The following is a 19,542-nucleotide window of genomic DNA, read 5'->3' on the forward strand; positions in this document are numbered from 1 at the left end:
ACAGACGGCGCTCAGAGGGAGCACGCGGCGGGGGCCCGGGAGACCTTCCACGCCGTCAGGCCGCCTTCGTGCGGCTGCTCGCAAAACGGGGCATGATGTGGGGTGATCTTGCGGAGCCTGTTCTGCAGCGGATCATCGCCGGTCGTGTTACCGGTAGCGTCGGATATTGGATCTCTCGGAATGCGTCGAAGACCGCTGGCTTCATATCACCGTCGTTATCAATAGGTGGCGCCAAAAAGCCCAGATGAAACGCCTCACATGGTCTCTGACATGTTAGGCACGTGATCCAACGAGCGTGGCTCAGTCGGTGGACATGGTGAGGCAGACGGATCGGCGGCCCAGCGGAAGCGGCACCCGCGGCCCGGTTACGGAAGGGCGCCGGCGCGGGCGGCGAGGGCGCGGAGTTCGGGTGTGGTGCGGCCGGACAGCAGGAGTCCGGAGATGAGAGACCTCACTGCGGGACGGGAGTGCGTCTCTTGGGGTGCCTGGTGCTCGGCCGCCAGCAGCGCGCGCACGCATTCGTCCCTACGCCCCCGTTGGGCCAGGGCGGCCGCTACGTCGGTGTAGTAGCGCGCCCGGCGTTCCACGCTGGGCAGGCTCTGCGGCGGCAGTGCACGTGCGGCGGCCAGGGCTGCAGAGGGGTCGCCGGTGGAGAACTCGGCGGAGATGCGGTGGAGCTGGACGGTAGCGGGGCTGAAGCCGCCGCCGTGATCACGCAGCGCAGTGGTGCCGCCGAGACCGGCGGCGATGGCGGCGGCCTCGTCCGTCAGCTCCCGCATCCCCTCCCGGTCGCCGCCTCTTGCGGCACTGTACGCAGCTGACTGGATCAACAACCCCCGTTCGGCGGCGCCGCTGCGGGACGCGCGAAGGGCCGGGTCGTCGGCGGCGTTGAGCGCGATCGACAGCGCCTGCTCTTCCCAGCCGGCGCGTCGGGCAAGCACGGCGAGATTCCGAGCGGCCTCCGCCACCGCGAGAGGGTGTCCGGCCGCTTCGGCTACCTGGCGTGCGCGGTCGGCAGCCATCCAGCCGAGCTGCTGCTCGTCCAGCTTGATGAGCATGCGCGTCGCGAGTAGGTAGCTCTGTCCGAGCAGGTCGAGGTGATCTCCCTCGTCGGCGGAGCCGAGCGCGTGTCCGGCACGGATCAGGCGGGGCAGGCGGACGACTAGATTCGCGTAGTGGCAGGTGTGGAAGTCAGTATGCACGCGGGCGAGTTCGATGGGTAACTGCTCGGGGGCCGGCAGTTCGTTGTCCTGCCCGATGCCGAGCATCGCGTCACGCAGGCGACCGACGAGGATCTGTCCCACCGGCACGTCCTGGGCCGCTGCTGCCCCCGCTGCCGAAAGCGAGACGCCGGCGGTAGCCGCGACCGAGAGAGCCAGGAACTTCCGTCGCCGCACTGAGTCGTCACCGTCCTCCCGCTGAGTTCGTCCCAGCCTAGGGCCGGGAAGGCGCGGGTACGCGAGACCAGGAGAAACAGGGTATCCGTGTCGAGTCTGTGCAGGGGGCGAAGACGCCGTGAGCCCGAACTCCTTGGGCGGAATGTCGAGAACATCGGCGAAGCGTCTGAGGACGTCAACGTCGGACAGCGGCGAGAGACCCCGCTCGTACCGGGAGACCTGGGAGGCGGAGTAACCAGCTCGGGCCCCGAGATCAGCAAGCGTCCAGCCACGGGCCTGGCGCCTGCTGCGGATCAACTCACCTGGTGTCCTCGGCCGTTCGGATCGAGCTCGCGCCGTGCTCACTGGCATCCACGCCCCCGTCGATAGCCGAGGTATCCCCCGCTCACCGTAGACCGGGCTGCCGGGCAGCAACAGCGGTTTTGCACCAGATGCAAACGACATTGCAGGCCGCGGCAGCGCCCCTGCCGCGGCCGGACCGGGTGCGGTGCTCTGGAGCATGTCAAGGCCCGCAGCAGGCGGGCCGACGTGCTTTCACCGAGGGGCGTGAACGCGAATGAGCGTACGCAAGAAAGCAGCCGTCATCGGGCTCGGCCACCAGGCCCTGGAGGACCACCTGCCGGGGCTCACCGACTCCCAGTTCGCCCGCCTTGCCGCAGTCTGCGACACCGACCCCAGCAAGGTCGCCGCCCAGGCCCAGCAGCACAACGTGCCCGGCTTCACCGACATCCGCGCACTGCTGGAAGACGTGCGCCCGGACTTCGCCATCGTCGCGGTCCCCCACCACGCCGGCCGTGAGGTCATCGAGACCTGCGCGGCGGCCGGGGTACATGTGATGAAGGAGAAGCCGTTCGCGACCGGCCCGGCCGAGGCCGCCGAGCTGGTGGCGCTGTGCGACAAGGCCGGGATCGAGCTGATGGTCACCGTCCAGCGCCGCTTCCATCCGGTCTACACCGCGGCGGTGCAGCTGCTGGAGCAGATCGGGCAGCCGTACCTGGTCGAGGGCCGTTACACCTTCCACTGCCCCGACCCGTCCGCCGGCTGGCGCGGCCGGGCATCCCTGGCCGGCGGCGGCGCCCTGATGGATATGGGCTACCACCTCATCGACCTGCTCATCTGGTACCTCGGCCTGCCCGACCGCGTCCTGGCCGACACCTCCACCGCCGCACATCCCGACGCGGACTGCGACGCCGAGGACACCGCGCTGGTCCACCTCGCCTACAACTCCGGCCTGTACGGCTCCCTGCTCATCTCCCGGCTCCACCGGACCGAAGGCCGAACAGCTGACGGTGACCGGACCCCGCGGCGCGGTCGTGATCGAGCGAGGACGGGTGCGGCGCCTTGCCCCGGACGGGCAGCTGATCGAGTCCCTGACCCGTGCACCGGCCTGGCCCTCCGCCGCGACCGCGCAGATCGACTGCTTCTGCCGCGTACTCGACGGCGAGCGGACCAACCCCTGCGGACCCAGCACCCACGTGGCGCACGCCGCGTTCCTGGCCGCCGCCTACACCTCCCAGACCTCCCGCACGCCCGCCGACCCGAAGGAGTACCTGCTGTGACCGCCACCTCGCCCCTTGCCCTCCTTGGCGGACCGCCCGTCATCGAGGCCCCCGGCTCGCACTTCTCCTGGCCCCCGATCGAGGACAGCGACGTATCGGCGGTCACCGGCCAGCTGATGTCCGCGGTGTCCATCCCGGACCGCTCCGGCGTCGTCGCCGAGCTGGAGGACTCCCTGGCGTCCTTCCTCGGGGTCCGGCACGTTGTCACCACGTGCACGGGGACGGCCGCCCTGCACTCGATGTACGCGGCGGCCGGCATCACCTCGGGTGACGAGGTGATTGTGCCGGCGCTGACGTTCCACGCCACGGCCACCCCGCTCTTCCACCTCGGCGCCCGTCCCGTGCTCGCCGACGTCGACGAGCACGGGCAGCTCGACCTCGACGACGCCGCCCGCCGCATCACGCCGCGGACGAAGGCCGTGGTCGCCGTCCACCTGTGGGGCCTGCCCGAGAACATGGACGCCTTGGCCTCCTTCAGCGCCCAGCACGACCTGATGCTGCTGGAGGACGGCTCCCACGCCCACGGCGCCACCTGGCGCGGGCAGCCGGTCGGCTCCTTCGGCCGCGCCGCGGCCTTCAGCATGAACGGCCCCAAGCCGCTGTCCGCCGGGGAGGGCGGATTCGTCGCCACCGACGACACCGAGCTGTACTACCGCGTACTGCTGCACGGCCAGTACAACAAGCGGTGCCGCCGCGAGATCCCCGCCGACCACGCCCTTGCCCCGTACGCGGTCACCGGCATGGGGCTCAAGCTGCGCATCCACCCCCTGGCAGCCGCACTGGCCAACGCCCAACTTCCCCGCCTGAAGGGCTACCTGGCCGGCCGCGAAGATGTTGCCGCCCGGATGCGGAGGGCTCTGCGCGACGTGCCGGGCATCGACGTGCCGCACCCGCCGTCCCATGCCCGTCCGGCCTGGTACGCGCTGCCGCTGCACTACCGCCCGGACCAGCTCGCCGGCCTGCCTGTCGAACGGTTCCTCGAAGCCGTCCACGCCGAGGGCGCCAGCGAGGTCGACCTTCCCGGGGCCACCCGCGCTCTCGGCGATCACCCGCTGTTCCACACCCCTGGGGCACTCCTGCCCGGCTACGCTGACCATCAGGGCCCCGCCGCCGACAGCTTCACCACCGCTCGACGTGTGCACGGCCGCACGGTGAAACTTCCGGTGTGGCACCGCGACCAGGACCTCCACCTCGTCGAGGCGTACACCGCGGCCATCTTCAAGGTCGCCGAACACCACAAGGAACTCGTGAAGTGAACACACTCGTCGACGCCGCCCTGATGGGCGACCTCCTCCACGCCGCCGACGCCGACGGCATCACCAAGCACGTCGTCGGCGCCGTCATCCCCAACGCCGAAGGCAAGGTGCTGCTCCTGCACCGCGCCGCCGACGACTACCTCGGCGGCCTGTGGGAGCTCCCTTCCGGCGGCGTCGACGCGGGCGAGACCCTGACCGAGGCCCTCTTCCGGGAAGTCGCCGAGGAGACCGGCCTCACGGTCACCGTGATCGGGCCCTACCTCGGACACTTCGACTACCTCTCCAAGAGTGGCAAGAAGACCCGACAGTTCAACTTCACCGCCCGCGTCACCCACAAGAGCGACACAGTCAAGCTCACCGAACACGATGCACACCTGTGGGCCGACCGTACGGAGCAGGAGCGGGTCTCCAGCGCCGTACGAGACGTGCTGGCAACCTGGCGAGAGGGAATCGCGTGATGGATCCGGCTGCCCGCATGGGCACTCGCCGATCGCCCGGAACCAGGACTCGTCTCCCTCGGCCCGCCCGTGACGAGGCATCGGACCTCGGCTCCCTACGGCCGGTTCGGGCCCGCATCACCGGGCCGGGCAGCGGCATCGACCTCGAGTTGGTGCAACGGCTCACCCAGCAGTCACGCGGAGTCCCCAACAACGGAGCCGGACTCCATTGAAACAAGGGCAAGACGATTGTTCGGGCGATACCGTGGCGCGTCATGAAGCCCTTCGTCTTCAAGCACGCCGACGCCCGCTGGCCCGAGGGCTCCACCCTCTTACATGTATATCTGACGGTATCTGACCGGGATCGCGCCCTTCTCGACCTTGTCACCAGCGCGAACGAGGCCCTGAAGGACTTCCCACTCACCCCGGTACCTCGTCAGTGGCTGCATGTCACGCTCGACCAGATCACTGACCGCCATGCTGCTCTCATCCCCCACCATGAACGCGACGAGCTGGTCGGCGAACTCACCAAGCAGCTTGCAGACTTCCCGCCCTTCGAGGTTCAGGTCGGGTCAATTCTGGCATATCACTCGGGGGTGATCGCGGACCTTCACCCGGACGACCAGATCGCTGCCCTCCACCGTGCCGTCCGTGAGGCCATCCGCACGGTCCGCGGCGACGACGCGGTGCGCTACCCATGGGGCCTCCAGCACCTCACGATCTCGTACGCGCGCGAGGAGGCGTCCTCCGACGATGCCCAGCGCATCCTGCGCCGGGTTCGTCCCAGCCACGCGCCCCTGCATGTCACCGAGGTGCAGCTGGTCGATGTCACCGCGGACAGCACTGCTAAGACGATCACCTGGGAGCAGCTCGCGACCATCCCGCTCGGCGGCCAGTAGGCGGGCGAGCCGGGCCGCCTACGGTGGTCCGGCCCGCTTCGCGTGGGTCACTGAGGTGGCAGATTACCCTCCCGGATCATCCGGCGCAGGCTCGTCCTGGACGCCGCGAGGTCGTCCTCCAGGGCGGCAACCTGGCGCTGGAGCGCGGCAGTCGCTGAGGATCACCGTTCAGGCCGCCGGGCGTGAGCAAACCGGCTGGGCGGTGACGTCGGCTGCGTATGCCGCCCGGTCCCCGCCGCTGGCCTGCTGCCACCGCACAGCTACCTCACGGTGGATGCCCAGGGTGCGCGTGAGGATCGCGGCCGGAACCTGAGCGGCCAGTGTGAACAGGACCGGAGTTCGGTCTTGGCGTGGATTGGCGCCCAGTCCGGTACACCACCATGATCTTGAGCCCCTTCAGCTCTGCAATGGTCCGATTCCGCTTGGAAACCCGCTTATTGAGTTCCGCGACCGTGGCTTTGAGGCGCTCGATCTGCGTGATCCGCGGATCCACGCTCAGGGATCAACCGCTGCCTCTCGCCCCTGGCCACCCGCGGGCCGGTGATGAACACGCCGATCGTTCGGGCATGCTCGGCCCACACCGGTCGGTGACAGGGGGTGGCAGGTGGCCTGCGGGCAGCGTGTCGAGTCCGGGGCCGGCCATCAGCAGGCACAGGGCCTTGACCGGGTCGCGGAACCAGCAGGAGTTGGCTGGTCCAACGAGCAGGGACTTGGCCAACTTGCGGAGCAGACTTTCCAGGTGGCGGCCGTAGTGAAGTAGTTCAGGTCGCGCGCACCAGGGCCGCTGGGCATGACGCCCTTTTGGGCGTCCCGGAATGCCTGGACCGTCAGCTGCAGGTGCTCTTCTTTCTCCGCCTCGGCATGGAAGAGCTGCTGAGATCCGCCGGGACGCGCTAACGGTGCAGTCGGGTATTGGAATCCCCAGAATGCGTCGATGCAACGCCAACCTTACCCGTACGATCTGTGATGGCGACCTAGCCCCGGCCTTCGGGCATGTCGAGGCGGTCCGGCGCAGGTCATGTACACCTTCAACCGGAAGCTGTTCAGATGATTGAGATGGCCCGTCTGGCGCAGAAGGCAGCTGCCGTCATTGAAAAGAGAGGGCTGTACCAAGGGGACTTCAGCGACCCTTGGACAGACCCCGATCGGGGCGCGGTCTGTGCTGTGGGGGCTCTTCGCCTTGTCATGGAGGGGCGGCCCGACGCTGAACCGGAAGACCAGAAGCTGTTCACTGCCACAGTAGATGCATTCGCTCGTTTCCTGGGTGTCTCTTCGGTGCCGGACTGGAGCGACGAAGCCGGGCGAACAAAACAGGACATAGCTCAGGCGTTCCGCCGGTTCAGTGCCTCCGTTGGCTGACGTCGGCAGTGTAGGCAGCTCAAGTCCCCGCCATCGACCGATGAGATCAGGAGCACGACCGTGGAGAAGTTCTTCACCCCCGAGAAGATCTGGAAAGACGGCGGCCCCTTCCCGCACGCCCTCATCCTGCTCAGCCAGTACCCCGAGTTCCGCGAGTACGCCCGCGCCCACCACGAGCTGCTCAGCGAGTACGGTGACCAGCTCGGCGTGGTCCCCGAGGCGTGGCTGCACTCCACCGTCCAGGGCATCCACCACGCCATCGACGGTGACCAGCTGAACCAGCTCCGCGACGCCCTCCGGACAGAAGTTGCCGGCATGAAGCCCTTCCAGGTCCAGCTCGGTCCGGTGTGGCCCGGAGTCACCGCGGTGACCGTCGCCGTCTACCCGGAAGACGGCATGGCCCAGCTCAACGAGCGAGTTCGGGCGGCGGCCGAGAAGGTACCCGGGATCTCCTTGCGGGCCAAGGAGGCCAAGTTCTGGGCTCACGCGACGCTCGCTTATGCGCGGGCTGACTTCCCCGACAAGAAGCTGAATCGTGCCCTGCGGGCGCTCCGGCCGCCGCGCGTCGACGTCACGATTGATCGCGTCCACTTGGTTAACCAGTACCAGCGTCGTGACCTGGGGTATTACACATGGGACGTTCTCGAAGAGGTCTCGTTCAGCTGCTAGCTGCGGTGCAGTCAGAGGCTCTATCCAGCTCTGGCGGGAATGCTCCACTTCTGTTCCGTGCAGCGACGACGGGGCGACCTGGCATCACCTCGGCCTTCGTGACCCCGCCCGCCTGGAGGAGGTCCTCGACATAGTGGCCCCGGCCATGGTGATCAATGCGACGGGCGGCGGCTGGGACTGGGCGGTCACCGCCGAAGGCGGTATCCGCCTCGGCCAAGCCGCCGCCGAGCGCAGCATCCGCCTGGTGCACGTCTCCAGCGACGCGATCTTCTAGATCACGGGCCGCGACTGGTACGACGAGTCGCGCCTTCCAGATTCGCTCGCCTCGTACGGGGCCGCGAAGGCGGCCGCCGAGACCACCGTACGCCTCCTGTGCTCCCACGCGGCCGTCGCCCGCACCTCACTGATCATCGGCAACGGCCGCTCCGAACACGAGCAGCTGGTGCACGCGCTGGCCGCCGGCGCTCGACAGGGCGTCTTGTTCATTGACGACATCCGCTGCCCCGTCCACGTGGAGGACCTGGCCGCCGCCCTGTGGGAGATCACCCGGTCTGACGCTGCCGGCGTGTTCCACCTCGCTGGGCCGGATGCCCTGAGCCACGAGCGGGGCGAGCTCATTGCTGCGGTACAGCTCGTCGATCGGTCCGTGCCGGGCGGGTGTGCTGTGTATCGACTGCCTCCCTGATGCGGGTCGAGACGAATGGGTGGGGGTCGGGCGTCCAGGAGCCCGAGCAGCGCGCCCTGCCCCGACTGGAGCACGTGCGCGGTCTCCAGCGGGATCCAGAAGCACTCGAACCGTGTCGGCTCACCGTGCCCGTCGTGGTCCTCTTGGCTCGGCCACCGTTCGGGCGTCGGCTCGGTCAGCTCCATCAGGAAGACGTGCCGCTCCTGGATCTCAGGGCGGTACGGACCCATGTCGTACGAGGTCACGCCCAGCTTGCGCACGATCTTGAAGTCCGTCAGTCCGGTCTCCTCGCGGGCCTCGCGCAGCGCCGCCGCCTCGGGCGTCTCGCCCTCACGGATGCTGCCGGCCGGGACCTGGACGCCGACCTCCTCCCAGGGGAAGTCGATGTGCCGGTGGACCAGCAGCTTGCCGCCACGCACGATGTAGCACAGCGCCTTGGCCTTGGTCGTCTTCACAGGCACGGGGTTCTCCTCAGGAGTCGTCGGATCGCGCCCGCCGGTCGCACCCCGGAGCCGGGCCACGAGAACCGGGCGGAACGGAAGCGCTGAGTTTAGGTCTCGCGAGGAGACTCCCGACAAAGTCCGCAGAGGCCGAAGAAACCTGCCGCATGAGGCTGTCGCCACCACTCGTGCAGAACTTCAGGGACGCGGCGCGCTGGTCGACTCCATCCTGGAGAGGCAGATCCGCAACGCTCGGTTCTGGGCAGAGCAGGGACTGCATTCGAACGGCGTTTCCGTCATCGCGCAAAGCCTTGCACGGAGCCGCCGAGAGCACGCCTTTGTTCACGCTCACCACGAGACCTTCGAGGCGCACTGTGACCGATGTGTTGCTCGTGGGAGTCCTCGCTTCGAGATGGGGCAGGCGAGCCATAAGGCGGTGAGATCGGTGGCGTCCGGTCTCAAAACGTTGTGCGGTCCTCGCTGCGCGGGTCCCCGACCACCAGCCGGTCCTCGTAAAGCCCTTCCTGCGCCCGGCGGCGCCATGGCCGGGCGTACCGAAGGGCCACGTCGATGTCCGTGTCGGTCGAGTCGAGGTTGATGTCCGCGACCGCCAGAGCGGGTTGTCCGTCGGCGGGGCACTGCGCCAGCCATCGGCCCCCGGGCGCCACGATCCCGGAGGGCACCGTGGCGCTGAACTGAGCCGGCACGGCGTAGCCCAGCCAGTAGCAGTACAGCGTCCCGTAGGCCTGGGCGACGCGTGCCCTGGGGGCGTCGTCGACCATCACGGAGAGCAGGACGCAGTCGACGCCCAGGCGCTCGTACTCGTCGAAGAGCGGCGGGAAGTGCGCCTCGACGCACAGCGCGCAGCCGAACCGGATGCCGTCCACGTCGAAGACGAGCGGCTCACGCCCTGGGGTGTACAGGTAGGAGACCTCGGTATGCGACAGAAACCGCTTGTCGTACCTGCCGACCAGCTCGCCGCGGTCGGAGACGACGAAGAGGCTGTTGTGGGGCCTGCTCGGCGGCGTGAGCGGGTGAAGCGACCCGAACGCCGTCCACAGCCGTAGCTCCCCAGCCAGCGCAGCGATCGACTCGGCCTCCTCGCGCAGAACGTCCCAGGCGGCACGGCTCCAGTCGGCCGGGACAAGCTCGCCATCCAGGCCGGCCGCCATCACGCGCTTGCTCGGATAGACGATCGCTCCCTCGGGGAACTGCACCAGCCGCGCACCCGCCCCGGCTGCCTCCGCCATAAGGGCCCGGATCTCCTGCCCGGCCGCCCGCAGCTCACCGCGGTCGGTGGGGTCCTCCGGCACGGTGCTCTGCGCGACAGCCAGTCGCAATGTCCTCGCCATGGCGCGGACGCTACGCGGTCCGCTACTGCCCGGGCTCGGAGCTCCGGGCGGCTCGGCCGGATCCGAGCGGGTTCTGTCCAGTTCGCCGACTAGGGGCGCGAGGAGGGAATCCTCGCCCAGCTCAACTACGACCTGACCGGCCTGGCTCGCGTAAAGGAAGGCCGCAAGCCCGAGCCGACCGCCTCCGTCATCGACACCCAGAGCGTCAAGACCTCCATCAACGTACACCTGACCAGCCAAGGAACGGACGCCGCGAAGAAGATCGTGGGCCGGAAGCGGGGCATCCTGACCGACACGATCGGCCTCATCCTCGCCATGACAGTCGCCAGCGCCGGCCTCTCCGAGAACGCCATGGGAATACGCCTCCTCGACCAGGCCAAAGAGACCTACCCGACCATCACGAAAACCTGGGTCGACACCGGCTTCAAGAATGCTGTCATCGAGCACGGGGGCTCGCTTCGGAATCGACGTCGAAGTCGTCAACTGCAACCCAGAAAAGGGCGGCTTCCGCGCCGTGAAAAGACGCTGGGTAATCGAGCGGAGTATCGGCTGGATCATGATGCACCGCCGCCTCGCCCGCGACTACGAGACGCTCACGGCCAGCTCCGAGCCGATGATCCACATCGCCTCGATCGACATTCCCTCATCGCTTCGCTGCCAGCCGTGCAACCTCCCCTGCCGTCGGCACCTGTCGATGTTGAGGGATGTAGCAGCGACGCTGGTTGCAGACCTCACCGTCCTTTTTGACAGCGCGGCAGTACTCGGCGTGGTCCTTGCACCGGTCCCCACCTTCGAGGGGGGTGATCCGGCAGATACGGGTGTTCTTGGGATTCGCGTAGGTACAGCGTCCGAGGCCTGCGGCGCGCTCGGGACGGTGCAGTTCGCACGGCAGGCCCTGGGCCTGGACGGGGCGGAGGCACCAGGCCTTCGGGAAGGACTCGTACGACAGAACAGGATCCAAGGGCTCCATGCACAGCGGCTTCGAAAGCTGCTCAAGCCAGCTAGCGAGCTCATGCTCGTGGCTGGTGCGTGACAGATGCGCCAGGGCGCACAGAAGATCTGGTGTGGCCTTGACGTACCACTCGTCGTACTGGTGGCCATTGATGAAGCCGGGCTGCGGACGGAGCTGAGCAGCGGCCTCGAAGACCGCCGTCATACTGCCGGTGATCTCGTCCGGTGCGCCCGTCGTCCCGGCTTCCTCCGCGCGATTGGCTGGTTCGCTGTCGTAGGCGACGTCCACGCGGTGTGCACGGATGTGGGCGGCGTCCCGGACGATGTCGAAGCGGCGCAGTTCGGGGGTGTCGCAGTCGGTGACGTCCGGGGTGTCGTGGAGGGTGCAGTGCTGGGCGAGCCAACGATCAGTGTCAACCGTGTCGCCGGCGCCCAGTGAGCCGTACGCCTGGACGTAGCCGGCGGAGCCGAGCTGAAACTCATGAAGACCAAGCAGCTGCACGTACTCAACGGGGTTCTGACAACGGCTGCCCCTCCTGGTGCGAGCAACGCACCGCAAAGCATGGGCATCCCCGCTGGGATTGACCCACAGGCGACCGCGCAACACAACGAGCTGCCGTGGCTTCATGACGCTACTCCGTTCGCTTTCGCTCATTCCGTAGGTGCGTGGACAGACACGTGAGGCGTCCACGCTCCGCTCCGAATCCGAAGGCCGTGCCACTGCGGTCAGTCCTCAGCGCGGGTGCACAGGTGCCCCGCCGGGCACGCCTCGCACCCCTTCTCATCCACGGCACCGGACGCCAGCGCCGCAGCGAACAACTCCCTGGCGTGTCCGGTTCCGTTCACTCCCTCGCGCTGGCCGTACGCCTCGGGATCGGGCTCCTCCAGACCGGACCGGCACATCCGCAGGTACGCCACGGCTCCGGCAACCTCAAGAGGCAGTTCCGCCCAGATGCGGTTCGGCATGCAGGTCATCGCAGTGACCGCATCGGGATCTCCCTGGAACCGCCAGGGCTGCCCGGGCTCCTCAGGCCTCTTGGCAACCAGGCGGATGAAGGCGATGTCGTGTTCGTCGTCCGTATCGACAAGCAGCGCTCCCACCGCATGCAGGTTGTGGAGCGACTGGCGAACGTCGGCCGTGGCGCCGAGCCTCGCTGCTGCCTCCGCGAGGGGCACGAGAGTGCCCTCCTCGTCGTCGCCGAAGATCGGAAGGTGGCCGGTGTCGATGAGGTCGTCCAGATATAAGGCGGCCTTCGGTACCTTGTTGCCGTACAGAGGACCGAGACGAGCCAGACGTTCCATCAGGGCGCGGGCATCGTCGTCGACCCGCGGATCATCGATCTGGTCCGGGTTCATGCCCGCGGTCACCCAGAACCACTCCTCGTAACCTTCGCCGGGCGGCTGGAGCTCCTGAAGGGTGTACTGACGCGGAATGCGAGGCCGACGCGGTTTCCCCGGCTTTCTCCTGCCCATCACAACTCCTTACCTAGTCTCTGTTCGGGCGCATCAACACAACGCTCAGCGGCACGGCAAGGTGGTGCGCCATCCGGGTGTGTCCTGCATCAGGAGGGTGCGTTGAGCACTCGCGCCCGTGCTTCCTCACCCTGGTCCCGGCTGCCGGCCCGGGCGACGTGGAGGCACGGGCGAGCACCACGAGGGCCAGGAGCACGGCGCCAAACCGGCACGGCCGCCGCGACGGCGCCGGCGTCCATCCCCTTCGCCCGGCGGCGTACGACGCGGCGGGCGGTGCGCCGGGGCGGCCAGGGCGTGGTCATCGTCGGCCTTGATCGTGGTGTGGCTTTGGGGGCGGGCCGCTGCCAGAGCGCTGTACGACGGCCCGCCGGATATGTTTCTAGCAGGTCTTGAATTCGACCGGGGCGGTGTCGTGCACGCCGTCGACTGCGAAGAGGCGTCGGCCGGAGCGCCGGTGCTGCCGCTGGAGCAGGCCCTGGACGCAGCCGAGCAGCCGGGTGCGCGGCTGTGCTCGCTGTGCGGCGCTGCCACTGAGCTGGGCTCGCTCAGTCCTCAAGGGCTTCGAGCGCGGCTTCGAAGAGACGTGAGCGGGAGATCAGCGGCGGGTGACGGCGTAGCCCGCGTCGTTGACGGCGCGGGTCCACACGTCGCGGTCGAACCACTTGGTGATGTTCGGCTGGAGCTCGGTGATGGTGCGCATCCGGGCTTCCCAGTCGTGTCCGGCCGGGCCGCGGCTGCCGTTGCATCCGGTGCAGCCGTCCTCGCCGTGGATGTGGCCGGCCATCCAGGCGTTGACGGCCACGTTGACGATGACCGCGTACAGGTCGCCGCCGCTCTGCGCCAGGGAGTCCGGCACCCCGGCGAGGACCAGGGCGAGCTCCGGGTTGTCGATCGGCGGCATCGGGGCCTGCCCGACGCCCTTCTCGCTGCTGCTCTCCTCGAAGGCCTGCACGCTGTCGGCGAGACGATCGGCGAGGGCGGCGGCGTCGAAGTACCCCCAGACGGAGCGTACCTGGATCCCGAGCCGCTCGGAGACGGTGGTGATCTGCTTCTCGATCGTGTCCTCCACGGTCGCCGGCGCGAGGGTCACCCCCCGGTGGGCCAGCTCCGCGAGCGTCTGGGCAACGGCTTCCTTGAACGCCTTCGTGTTTCGCACGAGCGCATCGTAGGCGTGTCGGCGCAGCCGCCGGACGGCTTCATCGGCATTGACCGGCGATGGCGTGCAGTCCGGGCGGCGTTGTCAGTGGCGGCTGCCACCATCCGGTCATGCCCATCAGCCGGGAGTACGCACGCTCCCTCTTCGCGGACCTGACACAGAACGCCACGGTGCCGCTGGACCCTGACGAGCTCCTCCACATGCCGAGTCTGCGGCAGCACGGCCACGTCTTCTTCGGCGACATAGCGGTGCGCTGCTACAAGCACAAGGCGCGCTGGACGTACGACGAGCGGGACGTCCGTGCCGCCGGCCAGACCCTGGCGGACCTGCACGTGGACCTGGACGACGTCGTCGACGTGCAGTTGCCCGCGTACCGCGACCTCCCGGAGCGCGCCCCGGAGGAGTGGTACCGGCCCGACTGGCGGCGCACGCTGATGTCGTGGATGGTCGAGCGGGCCCGCTTCAAGCTGGTCCAGGAGAACCGTCCCTATGACGAGTGGGGCGACTGGAAGGCCATCGGTGACAACGGGCTGCCCGGAGGCCTGACGTGGCAGGAGTTCGTCGCCTACAGCAGCCAGGCCCGGCACCTGCGGAACATCGCCGGCACCCGGCCCCTCCAGCTGCTGGCCTGGAACGGTGAGACCTGGCTTCTGCCCCGGGCCTACACCGAGCTCCTGGACCGCTGGGAGCAGCGGGAGGGCGAGCTGGTCGAGCGGGCCCGGCTGTGCCGCTGCGGAGCCCAGGGACCGTACGGGGGAGACTGGAGGCGGAACACCCGCACGGGGTACGCCACCATGTGTCCGCCGTGTGCCGGGGAGTCCAGCCAGCTGTACACCGGCCACCTGCGGGGCGTGCTGTACGCCGCTCACCGACGGCGTGGCACCCGGGCAGACGACTACCTGTGCCGACTGTGCCAGCAGAGTCCGGCCGCGGCGTGGGATCACTGTCACGAGCACGGCTACGTCCGCGGCCCGCTGTGCGGCAGCTGCAACACCCGCGAAGGAACAGGACTCCCCTACCTCTTCCTCCGCCTCGAAGGAGCGGCACTGCATCTCCTGGAATGCCGCGGCTGCCTCGAACAGCGGACCTTGCCGCGCCGGTTCCATGCCGCCGTCGTCTGCGCGCACCTGGAGCAGACCGAACGGCACGGGCGCTGCCCGCGCGAGCCCTACGCCCGCGAGGTGGAGCACGCCCACGGTGTGCGCCGGTTCGAGCTGCAGTGCAGCGGATGGCACACCAGCCGGTGGACGAAGGACGTGACGGCACCCGAGGCGGCCGCGCTCGTGCGGGCCTTCGTCGACGCGACTCTCACCGCGCAGGAAGGCCAGCCATAAACTCGCGCAATGAGCGATTTGATGGCGACGATCGACGCCGAGGCGTTCCCTCTGTACGTCGTGCACGGCCCCCACCTGATGGTGATGGTGCCGGTTGCCCGGAATGCGGTGGCAGGACTCGACGAGGCGTACACGGAGGCCTCGCTCGACTTGACCACGGGCATCCAGAGCACCGGCACGACCATCGACGCTCGGTGGAAGGTCACGCCCGATCACCGGCACGTTCTTCTGCAGCTGTACGGGCGGGAGCCGCAGCAGTTCGAGCTGGCAGTCCGCTTCGAGTTGAAGACCGACCGGCAGCGGCAGGGCTTCCTGGACATGGCCGCCTTTGGAGACACCGGACGGGTCAGCCTGTGGATCTACCCCGACAAGGAAGACACAGCGAGGGCCGCGGTCGCGCTGCAGAAGAACGACCATGCACTCTTCGTCTGTCTGGGCATCGGCGTGGAGGAAGACATGCCGTGCCGCACCCTGCACCGACTCGCCCGACCACCCCGCACCGCTCCGTAACTCGCACGCGACGGCGTTCGTCGAGTACGGCATCGCGTGCATCACCACCCGCCCCGCGGATACGCGAGCGAGCCCCGGACCGATGCGGTCCGGGGCGACTGAGCAATCCAGTCGGCGAGTGTGCAAGCTAGTAGCTGCGACCGTGCCTACTTGCGCACACGGAAGCGCAGCATGGTGGCCCCGCCCGACTGGACGTTGCTGAACGGGTCCAGGTCGATCCGGTCGAGGCCCGGCGGCGCGAAGCGGACGCCGTCGCCGAGCAGCACCGGCAGCACGTACACCAGAATCTCGTCGACGAGGCCGCGCTGCAGGCACTGGGCGGCCACGTCGGCGCCGAGGATCTCCAGGTCCTTGTCGCCGGCGGCGCGGCGTGCCGTGGCCACGGCTTCCTCGATGTCGCAGGTGAGGAAGGTGACGTTGGGGTCCGGCTCGTCGGGCGGGAGATGGGTGAGGACGAACTGCGCCCCGCCGCCTGGAGGAGACGGTCACTGCCTTCGCCGACGAACCGGACGCCCTGGTCGACCTCCTGCTCTCGCTGGCCCGGCAGGCCACCACGCCAGCGCAGATCACCGAGCTGCTCGCCCTGTGGCCCGGGCTCCTCGACCGCTTCCTCACCCCTGGCCGGCGCTGCTCGAGGCACCTGCGCGAGCCGCTCCTTCCCGCCCCGGCCGGCGGCACCCGCTGGCCCGCTCAGCCCACCTGGGCCGTCATCACGACCTGAGCCAAGGCCCACACGGGCGCCACGGCGCGCGCCGACCACCTCATCCGCATCCTCGGCCGGCACCAGATGTTCACCAGTGCTGCCATCGCACTCGTCCTCGATGTACTCGGCGCCGACCCCGCACCCGTCAGCTGCCTCAGCCGCAGCGCCGTGCCCTTCCACCAGCACGTCCTGGCCAACCCCGTATTGCGCGCCGAGCCGATCGGTCAGCACGCCCATCGCCTGCTCGATGAACTCGCCGCCAGCGCAAACGCCGAAGCCCTGCAAGCACAACGGGCCCTGGAGCGTTGCCTCTCCAGGGTGAGGGCGGCGGCGACGGCGGTCATGCGGTTGGGGCTACAGCGAGCTCTGCGGAAGATGCGCCAGGACTTCAGCCTCGCGGCGCTTCGTTCGACGGGTGCTCGTGCCGCTGACAGTGCCCGGTTGATCGTCCGCTGGGGCGCGGTGAGATCCTGGTGCGGGAGCCGTCTGATCGGTGTGGTCACCCAGGGGCCGGCGCCGATGTAGGCGCGGTCGGCGAGGACGGGCACGCCCTGGCGTTCGCAGATCCGGATGATGCGGTGGGTGCGGGCCGCGGTCAGGTCGTGGGTGTGGCCGGGCAGTGCGGGCGAGAGCCACAGCAGCCGGCCCTCGGGATCGGCGACGACCTGCACGTTCACGCCGTGGCGGCGGTGTTTCTGGGAGAAGTCGGCCCGGCTGTCGCCGACCCGGTCGCACTCGGCAAGCGTCCCGTCGAGCAGGACATGATTCGGGTCCGTCTCCCGCAGGACCCGCAGCAGCCCGGGTGCCCTGCGGGCGAGGTGGCCGACGACGGCGGTGACGTAGGCATGGGCCGTGCCGACGGATATGCCGAAACCAGCGGCGATCTGCGCGAGCGGGTCGTGCCTGCGGAGGTAGATCAGGGCGACGAGAGCACGCTGGTGCGGCCGGAGCTTGCAGCGGCGGTCACCCTCACGGGTGACGATGAGCATGGTTACCCACTCGACCAGGGCGTGAGGCAGGTCGAGTGAGGCAGGATAGGGGACCAACGAGGCTCCTGCGCTGATGAGTTGAGACGTCGAACACCTCTCTCAACGGCACAGGAGCCTCGTGCGTTGCGGGACGCCACCCCCGTCACCCGACCGGTGGCCACTCTGAAAACGCTCAGTGTGCCATCGGTTCCGTGATCGTCAGGACGCTGTTTATCGACTCTTGCGTGGCCCTGGGCACGTGCGCCGATTGCGGAGGGGGCACGGGCCACAGATAGGAGTCAAGGCGATGCTGAGTCGGTCCAGGGCGGGCGGAGCCGGTGAAGGGCCTCGCGTCCTCTGCCGGTGCTCGGCTTCATGAACGTCGCCTACGTCGCCGTGCCCGTCCGGGGCTGCTCCGCCGTGCGGTATTCGGCCAGGTCCGATGGCTTTGTGCCATTCAACGGCAACTCGATCCCAACATCACCGAAGCCTGGCTACATAAGGACGCTGGGGCGGCGTGCTGCCATCCCCGCGTAGTGATGGCCGGTCGTATGGGGGAGGTCGGGGCGTTTGGTGACCATCAACGTGGCGCTGCTGCTCGCAGTCATCGTCGTGTGGAGGTTGCGGCGGCGTACGGAGGCCCGTAGCCGCTTCGACGAGAAGCTGACCGTTGTCATCGTCCTGGCGCTGGGCGTCCTGATCGCGCCGACCCCGGCGGGCCAGGGGATCTTGAACGTCCTGGGGCAGCTTGCGAGCGGCGTCACCCAGGCCGGCCGATGAGCCCCCGCGCACGCCAGGCCGGGACGGTGCCAGCCCGCGCCTACTGCCGGGCACGGGTCTGGGGAGAGGGGGAGTGATGGCGGCACGTCGACGGCGTCGGCGTTTGAGGAAGCGGACGCGCAGGCAGTTGCAGGGTTGGGGTGCGGTGGCGATGCTTATCGCCGCGGTATGGGTGGCCGGGCATTGGTCGGTGGTGTGGCCCGTCCTGGTGGCCATGCTCGCCGCGGCCGTGGTGGGCGGGGCCGGATGGGCGCTCTGGCGGGCGCACCGTCGCGCGGTCGGCCAGGACCGCGCCTGGCGGGCGCAGGAGGAGGCCCGGGCGCGCGAGTTGTCCATGGCTGAGGTCGACGCGTTGTCGTGGCAGGAGTTCGAGAGGTACATCGCGGACCTGTGCCGGCGGGACGGCTGCACGAAGGTCGTCGTCAGCGGCAAGAGCGGCGACTTGGGCGCGGATGTCGTCGGCTACCTGGCCGACGGTCGCAAGCTGGTCGTCCAGGTCAAAAAGTATGCCCCGCACCGAAGCGTGGGCTCGCAGGACATGCAGAAGTTCGTCGGCACCGCCCGTCTCGAACACGGCGCTGACGTCGCGTTGTTCGTCACCACCTGCCGCTCGTTTACGAGGGACGCGCTGGGCCTGGCGCTGCGCCAGGACATCGTGGCCATGCATCGCGACCTGCTGGGATCCTGGGTCAAGGGCGCTCGTCTGGAGACCCTGATCCCGCTGAACGGAAGCGGGGGCGGCGCCAGGCGGTGCCCCTCTGCCTGATCGTGACAGGCGGGGCATCGCCGATCACCACGCGCCGGTGGTCGGCCAGGGCCGCACGTGAGGCCGTACGGAGCTCCGGCGCCGTGGCGACGCGCTGGTGCTTCTGGGGCCCAAGCCGTCGACGGGCCCCTGGCCGTCCGAGGGGGAGGTCAGGGGCCCGTCTGCCATGGCAGTGCAGTCATCAGTTGCGGTCGCCCAGCCGGCAACGCCGGGAGGCCGGCTGGGACCCAGGACACTGATGCACGCGTGCCGCCCCGACCAACGGCGTGCGGCCGAGCACGGTCACGCCGCCGTCAACCGGGGGCGTCAAGGGGCCGCGGCTCGGCCGGGGCCGGGCTCACACGAAGGCGAGTTTGCGGAAGCTGTTGCGGATGTCGGTCAGCGGCTGGCGGTCACGGGTGTAGTAGAGCTTGTTGGTCAGCAGGACCGCCCAGCGGTCCTGGCCCGGGGAGATCCACATGCCGGTGCCGGTGAACCCGTAGTGCACCCAGACGTCCTCTTCCTCGGCGGTGCCGGGGGCCGGGTGCCAGAACAGGCCGCGGGCGGGTTGCAGGCCACCGGTCAGCACGGTCAGCGAGTAGGCGGTCCACTCGGTCCCGAAGCCGGCCTGAGCGGGGGCGGAGTCTGGGTTGAGCATGTAGCGCAGGAACCGGACGAGGTCGTCGAGGACGGTGAAGACGCCGGCGATGCCGCAGACGCCGCCAAGGAGGCGGGCGGAGAAGTCGTGAGCTGTGCCCTTGAGGTGGGTGTCGGTGTCCTGGTCGAGTTCGGTCGGCGCGCAGCGGGCCGCGAGGTGGCCGGGCAGTGGACCGAAGCGGGTGGTGTCCATGCCCAGCGGCTGCCAGGTG

General features: G+C 68.9%; 18 protein-coding genes and 5 pseudogenes. 13 read left to right on the plus strand and 10 right to left on the minus strand.

The features are described from left to right. Positions 1-365: 365 nt before the first annotated feature. Positions 366-1,304, minus strand: a complete 939-nt coding sequence (locus tag ACFYOJ_RS27175; RefSeq protein ID WP_356558847.1) for an XRE family transcriptional regulator — start codon at positions 1,302-1,304, stop codon at positions 366-368. A 231-nt stretch (positions 1,305-1,535) separates the two neighbouring features. Beyond that, positions 1,536-1,898 (minus strand): annotated as a pseudogene (locus tag ACFYOJ_RS27180) (helix-turn-helix domain-containing protein); the annotation flags it as partial. 55 nt (positions 1,899-1,953) lie between these two features. Here ACFYOJ_RS27180 and ACFYOJ_RS27185 point away from each other — a divergent pair. From ACFYOJ_RS27185 to ACFYOJ_RS27215, 7 genes are all read left to right on the plus strand, one after another. Beyond that, the gene (locus tag ACFYOJ_RS27185) at positions 1,954-4,212 is read left to right on the plus strand and encodes an aminotransferase class I/II-fold pyridoxal phosphate-dependent enzyme (protein ID WP_388598095.1); all 2,259 of its coding nucleotides are present in this window, start codon (positions 1,954-1,956) and stop codon (positions 4,210-4,212) included. Continuing rightward, a complete protein-coding gene (locus ACFYOJ_RS27190) occupies positions 4,209-4,670 on the plus strand; it encodes an NUDIX domain-containing protein (protein WP_356559398.1) in 462 nt (153 codons plus the stop codon). The genes ACFYOJ_RS27185 and ACFYOJ_RS27190 overlap by 4 nt, the downstream gene beginning before the upstream one ends. A 254-nt stretch (positions 4,671-4,924) precedes the next feature. Further along, complete coding sequence (locus ACFYOJ_RS27195; RefSeq protein WP_356559400.1) at positions 4,925-5,548, plus strand: 2'-5' RNA ligase family protein; 624 nt, start codon at positions 4,925-4,927, stop codon at positions 5,546-5,548. Positions 5,549-6,595: 1,047 nt separating this feature from the next. Further along, positions 6,596-6,907, plus strand: a complete 312-nt coding sequence (locus ACFYOJ_RS27200) for a hypothetical protein (protein WP_356559402.1) — start codon at positions 6,596-6,598, stop codon at positions 6,905-6,907. A gap of 60 nt (positions 6,908-6,967) precedes the next feature. After that, a complete protein-coding gene (locus ACFYOJ_RS27205) occupies positions 6,968-7,576 on the plus strand; it encodes a 2'-5' RNA ligase family protein (RefSeq protein WP_356559404.1) in 609 nt (202 codons plus the stop codon). A gap of 145 nt (positions 7,577-7,721) precedes the next feature. Next, complete coding sequence (locus ACFYOJ_RS27210; protein ID WP_388598097.1) at positions 7,722-7,850, plus strand: hypothetical protein; 129 nt, start codon at positions 7,722-7,724, stop codon at positions 7,848-7,850. Then, positions 7,851-8,261, plus strand: a complete 411-nt coding sequence (locus ACFYOJ_RS27215; RefSeq protein WP_388598108.1) for a sugar nucleotide-binding protein — start codon at positions 7,851-7,853, stop codon at positions 8,259-8,261. 89 nt (positions 8,262-8,350) lie between these two features. On the opposite strand, the pseudogene ACFYOJ_RS27220 reads toward ACFYOJ_RS27215, so the two are convergent. Beyond that, positions 8,351-8,887: pseudogene (locus ACFYOJ_RS27220) on the minus strand (NUDIX domain-containing protein); the annotation flags it as partial. A 272-nt stretch (positions 8,888-9,159) separates the two neighbouring features. Further along, positions 9,160-10,053 (minus strand): carbon-nitrogen hydrolase family protein, encoded by an 894-nt coding sequence (locus ACFYOJ_RS27225; protein ID WP_356559440.1) that lies wholly within the window; start codon positions 10,051-10,053, stop codon positions 9,160-9,162. A gap of 228 nt (positions 10,054-10,281) precedes the next feature. Here ACFYOJ_RS27225 and ACFYOJ_RS27230 point away from each other — a divergent pair. Further along, positions 10,282-10,530, plus strand: a pseudogene (locus ACFYOJ_RS27230) (transposase); the annotation flags it as partial. A gap of 166 nt (positions 10,531-10,696) precedes the next feature. On the opposite strand, the gene ACFYOJ_RS27235 reads toward ACFYOJ_RS27230, so the two are convergent. Together ACFYOJ_RS27235 and ACFYOJ_RS27240 are read right to left on the minus strand one after the other, a co-directional pair. Continuing rightward, positions 10,697-11,506 (minus strand): hypothetical protein, encoded by an 810-nt coding sequence (locus tag ACFYOJ_RS27235; RefSeq protein ID WP_388598098.1) that lies wholly within the window; start codon positions 11,504-11,506, stop codon positions 10,697-10,699. A 224-nt stretch (positions 11,507-11,730) separates the two neighbouring features. After that, a complete protein-coding gene (locus tag ACFYOJ_RS27240; RefSeq protein WP_356559369.1) occupies positions 11,731-12,477 on the minus strand; it encodes a hypothetical protein in 747 nt (248 codons plus the stop codon). Positions 12,478-12,850: 373 nt separating this feature from the next. Between ACFYOJ_RS27240 and ACFYOJ_RS27245 the strand changes: the two are divergent. Then, positions 12,851-12,958 (plus strand): annotated as a pseudogene (locus tag ACFYOJ_RS27245) (hypothetical protein); the annotation flags it as partial. 114 nt (positions 12,959-13,072) lie between these two features. Here the strand turns inward: ACFYOJ_RS27245 and ACFYOJ_RS27250 are convergent. After that, on the minus strand, positions 13,073-13,633 hold the full coding sequence (locus tag ACFYOJ_RS27250; RefSeq protein ID WP_356559367.1) for a hypothetical protein: 561 nt from the start codon (positions 13,631-13,633) through the stop codon (positions 13,073-13,075). A 110-nt stretch (positions 13,634-13,743) separates the two neighbouring features. Between ACFYOJ_RS27250 and ACFYOJ_RS27255 the strand changes: the two genes are divergently transcribed. Beyond that, on the plus strand, positions 13,744-14,967 hold the full coding sequence (locus tag ACFYOJ_RS27255) for an endonuclease domain-containing protein (RefSeq protein WP_356559365.1): 1,224 nt from the start codon (positions 13,744-13,746) through the stop codon (positions 14,965-14,967). 9 nt (positions 14,968-14,976) lie between these two features. Then, positions 14,977-15,477 carry a hypothetical protein gene (locus tag ACFYOJ_RS27260; protein WP_356559363.1) on the plus strand — a complete coding sequence of 167 codons (501 nt, stop codon included), beginning with the start codon at positions 14,977-14,979 and terminating at the stop codon, positions 15,475-15,477. 146 nt (positions 15,478-15,623) lie between these two features. Here ACFYOJ_RS27260 and ACFYOJ_RS27265 read toward each other — a convergent pair whose 3' ends face one another. Together ACFYOJ_RS27265 and ACFYOJ_RS27270 are read right to left on the minus strand one after the other, a co-directional pair. Beyond that, a complete protein-coding gene (locus tag ACFYOJ_RS27265) occupies positions 15,624-15,872 on the minus strand; it encodes a dihydrofolate reductase family protein (RefSeq protein WP_388598110.1) in 249 nt (82 codons plus the stop codon). A gap of 610 nt (positions 15,873-16,482) precedes the next feature. Continuing rightward, positions 16,483-17,226: pseudogene (locus ACFYOJ_RS27270) on the minus strand (transposase family protein); the annotation flags it as partial. 492 nt (positions 17,227-17,718) lie between these two features. On the opposite strand from ACFYOJ_RS27270, the gene ACFYOJ_RS27275 reads away from it, so the two are divergent. Together ACFYOJ_RS27275 and ACFYOJ_RS27280 are read left to right on the plus strand one after the other, a co-directional pair. Continuing rightward, on the plus strand, positions 17,719-17,928 hold the full coding sequence (locus ACFYOJ_RS27275) for a hypothetical protein (RefSeq protein ID WP_356558728.1): 210 nt from the start codon (positions 17,719-17,721) through the stop codon (positions 17,926-17,928). Positions 17,929-18,079: 151 nt separating this feature from the next. Further along, the gene (locus ACFYOJ_RS27280; RefSeq protein WP_356558729.1) at positions 18,080-18,694 is read left to right on the plus strand and encodes a restriction endonuclease; all 615 of its coding nucleotides are present in this window, start codon (positions 18,080-18,082) and stop codon (positions 18,692-18,694) included. A 337-nt stretch (positions 18,695-19,031) separates the two neighbouring features. Here ACFYOJ_RS27280 and ACFYOJ_RS27285 read toward each other — a convergent pair. Continuing rightward, the coding region (locus tag ACFYOJ_RS27285; protein WP_388598101.1) for a serine hydrolase at positions 19,032-19,542 on the minus strand (511 nt) is incomplete at its 5' end.

Origin of the sequence: Streptomyces sp. NPDC006384 (genome assembly GCF_042870695.1) — a bacterium.
Classification (GTDB): Bacteria; Actinomycetota; Actinomycetes; order Streptomycetales; family Streptomycetaceae; genus Streptomyces.

Excerpts from the sequence above, each read along its gene's own strand:
- ACFYOJ_RS27185 (WP_388598095.1), top strand. The coding sequence starts at position 1,954 with ATGAGCGTACGCAAGAAAGCAGCCGTCATCGGGCTCGGCCACCAGGCC.
- ACFYOJ_RS27195 (WP_356559400.1), top strand. The coding sequence starts at position 4,925 with ATGAAGCCCTTCGTCTTCAAGCACGCCGACGCCCGCTGGCCCGAGGGC.
- ACFYOJ_RS27200 (WP_356559402.1), top strand. The coding sequence starts at position 6,596 with ATGATTGAGATGGCCCGTCTGGCGCAGAAGGCAGCTGCCGTCATTGAA.
- ACFYOJ_RS27210 (WP_388598097.1), top strand. The coding sequence starts at position 7,722 with ATGGTGATCAATGCGACGGGCGGCGGCTGGGACTGGGCGGTCACCGCC.
- ACFYOJ_RS27225 (WP_356559440.1), bottom strand. The coding sequence starts at position 10,053 with ATGGCGAGGACATTGCGACTGGCTGTCGCGCAGAGCACCGTGCCGGAG.
- ACFYOJ_RS27240 (WP_356559369.1), bottom strand. The coding sequence starts at position 12,477 with ATGGGCAGGAGAAAGCCGGGGAAACCGCGTCGGCCTCGCATTCCGCGT.
- ACFYOJ_RS27255 (WP_356559365.1), top strand. The coding sequence starts at position 13,744 with ATGCCCATCAGCCGGGAGTACGCACGCTCCCTCTTCGCGGACCTGACA.
- ACFYOJ_RS27260 (WP_356559363.1), top strand. The coding sequence starts at position 14,977 with ATGAGCGATTTGATGGCGACGATCGACGCCGAGGCGTTCCCTCTGTAC.
- ACFYOJ_RS27280 (WP_356558729.1), top strand. The coding sequence starts at position 18,080 with ATGCTTATCGCCGCGGTATGGGTGGCCGGGCATTGGTCGGTGGTGTGG.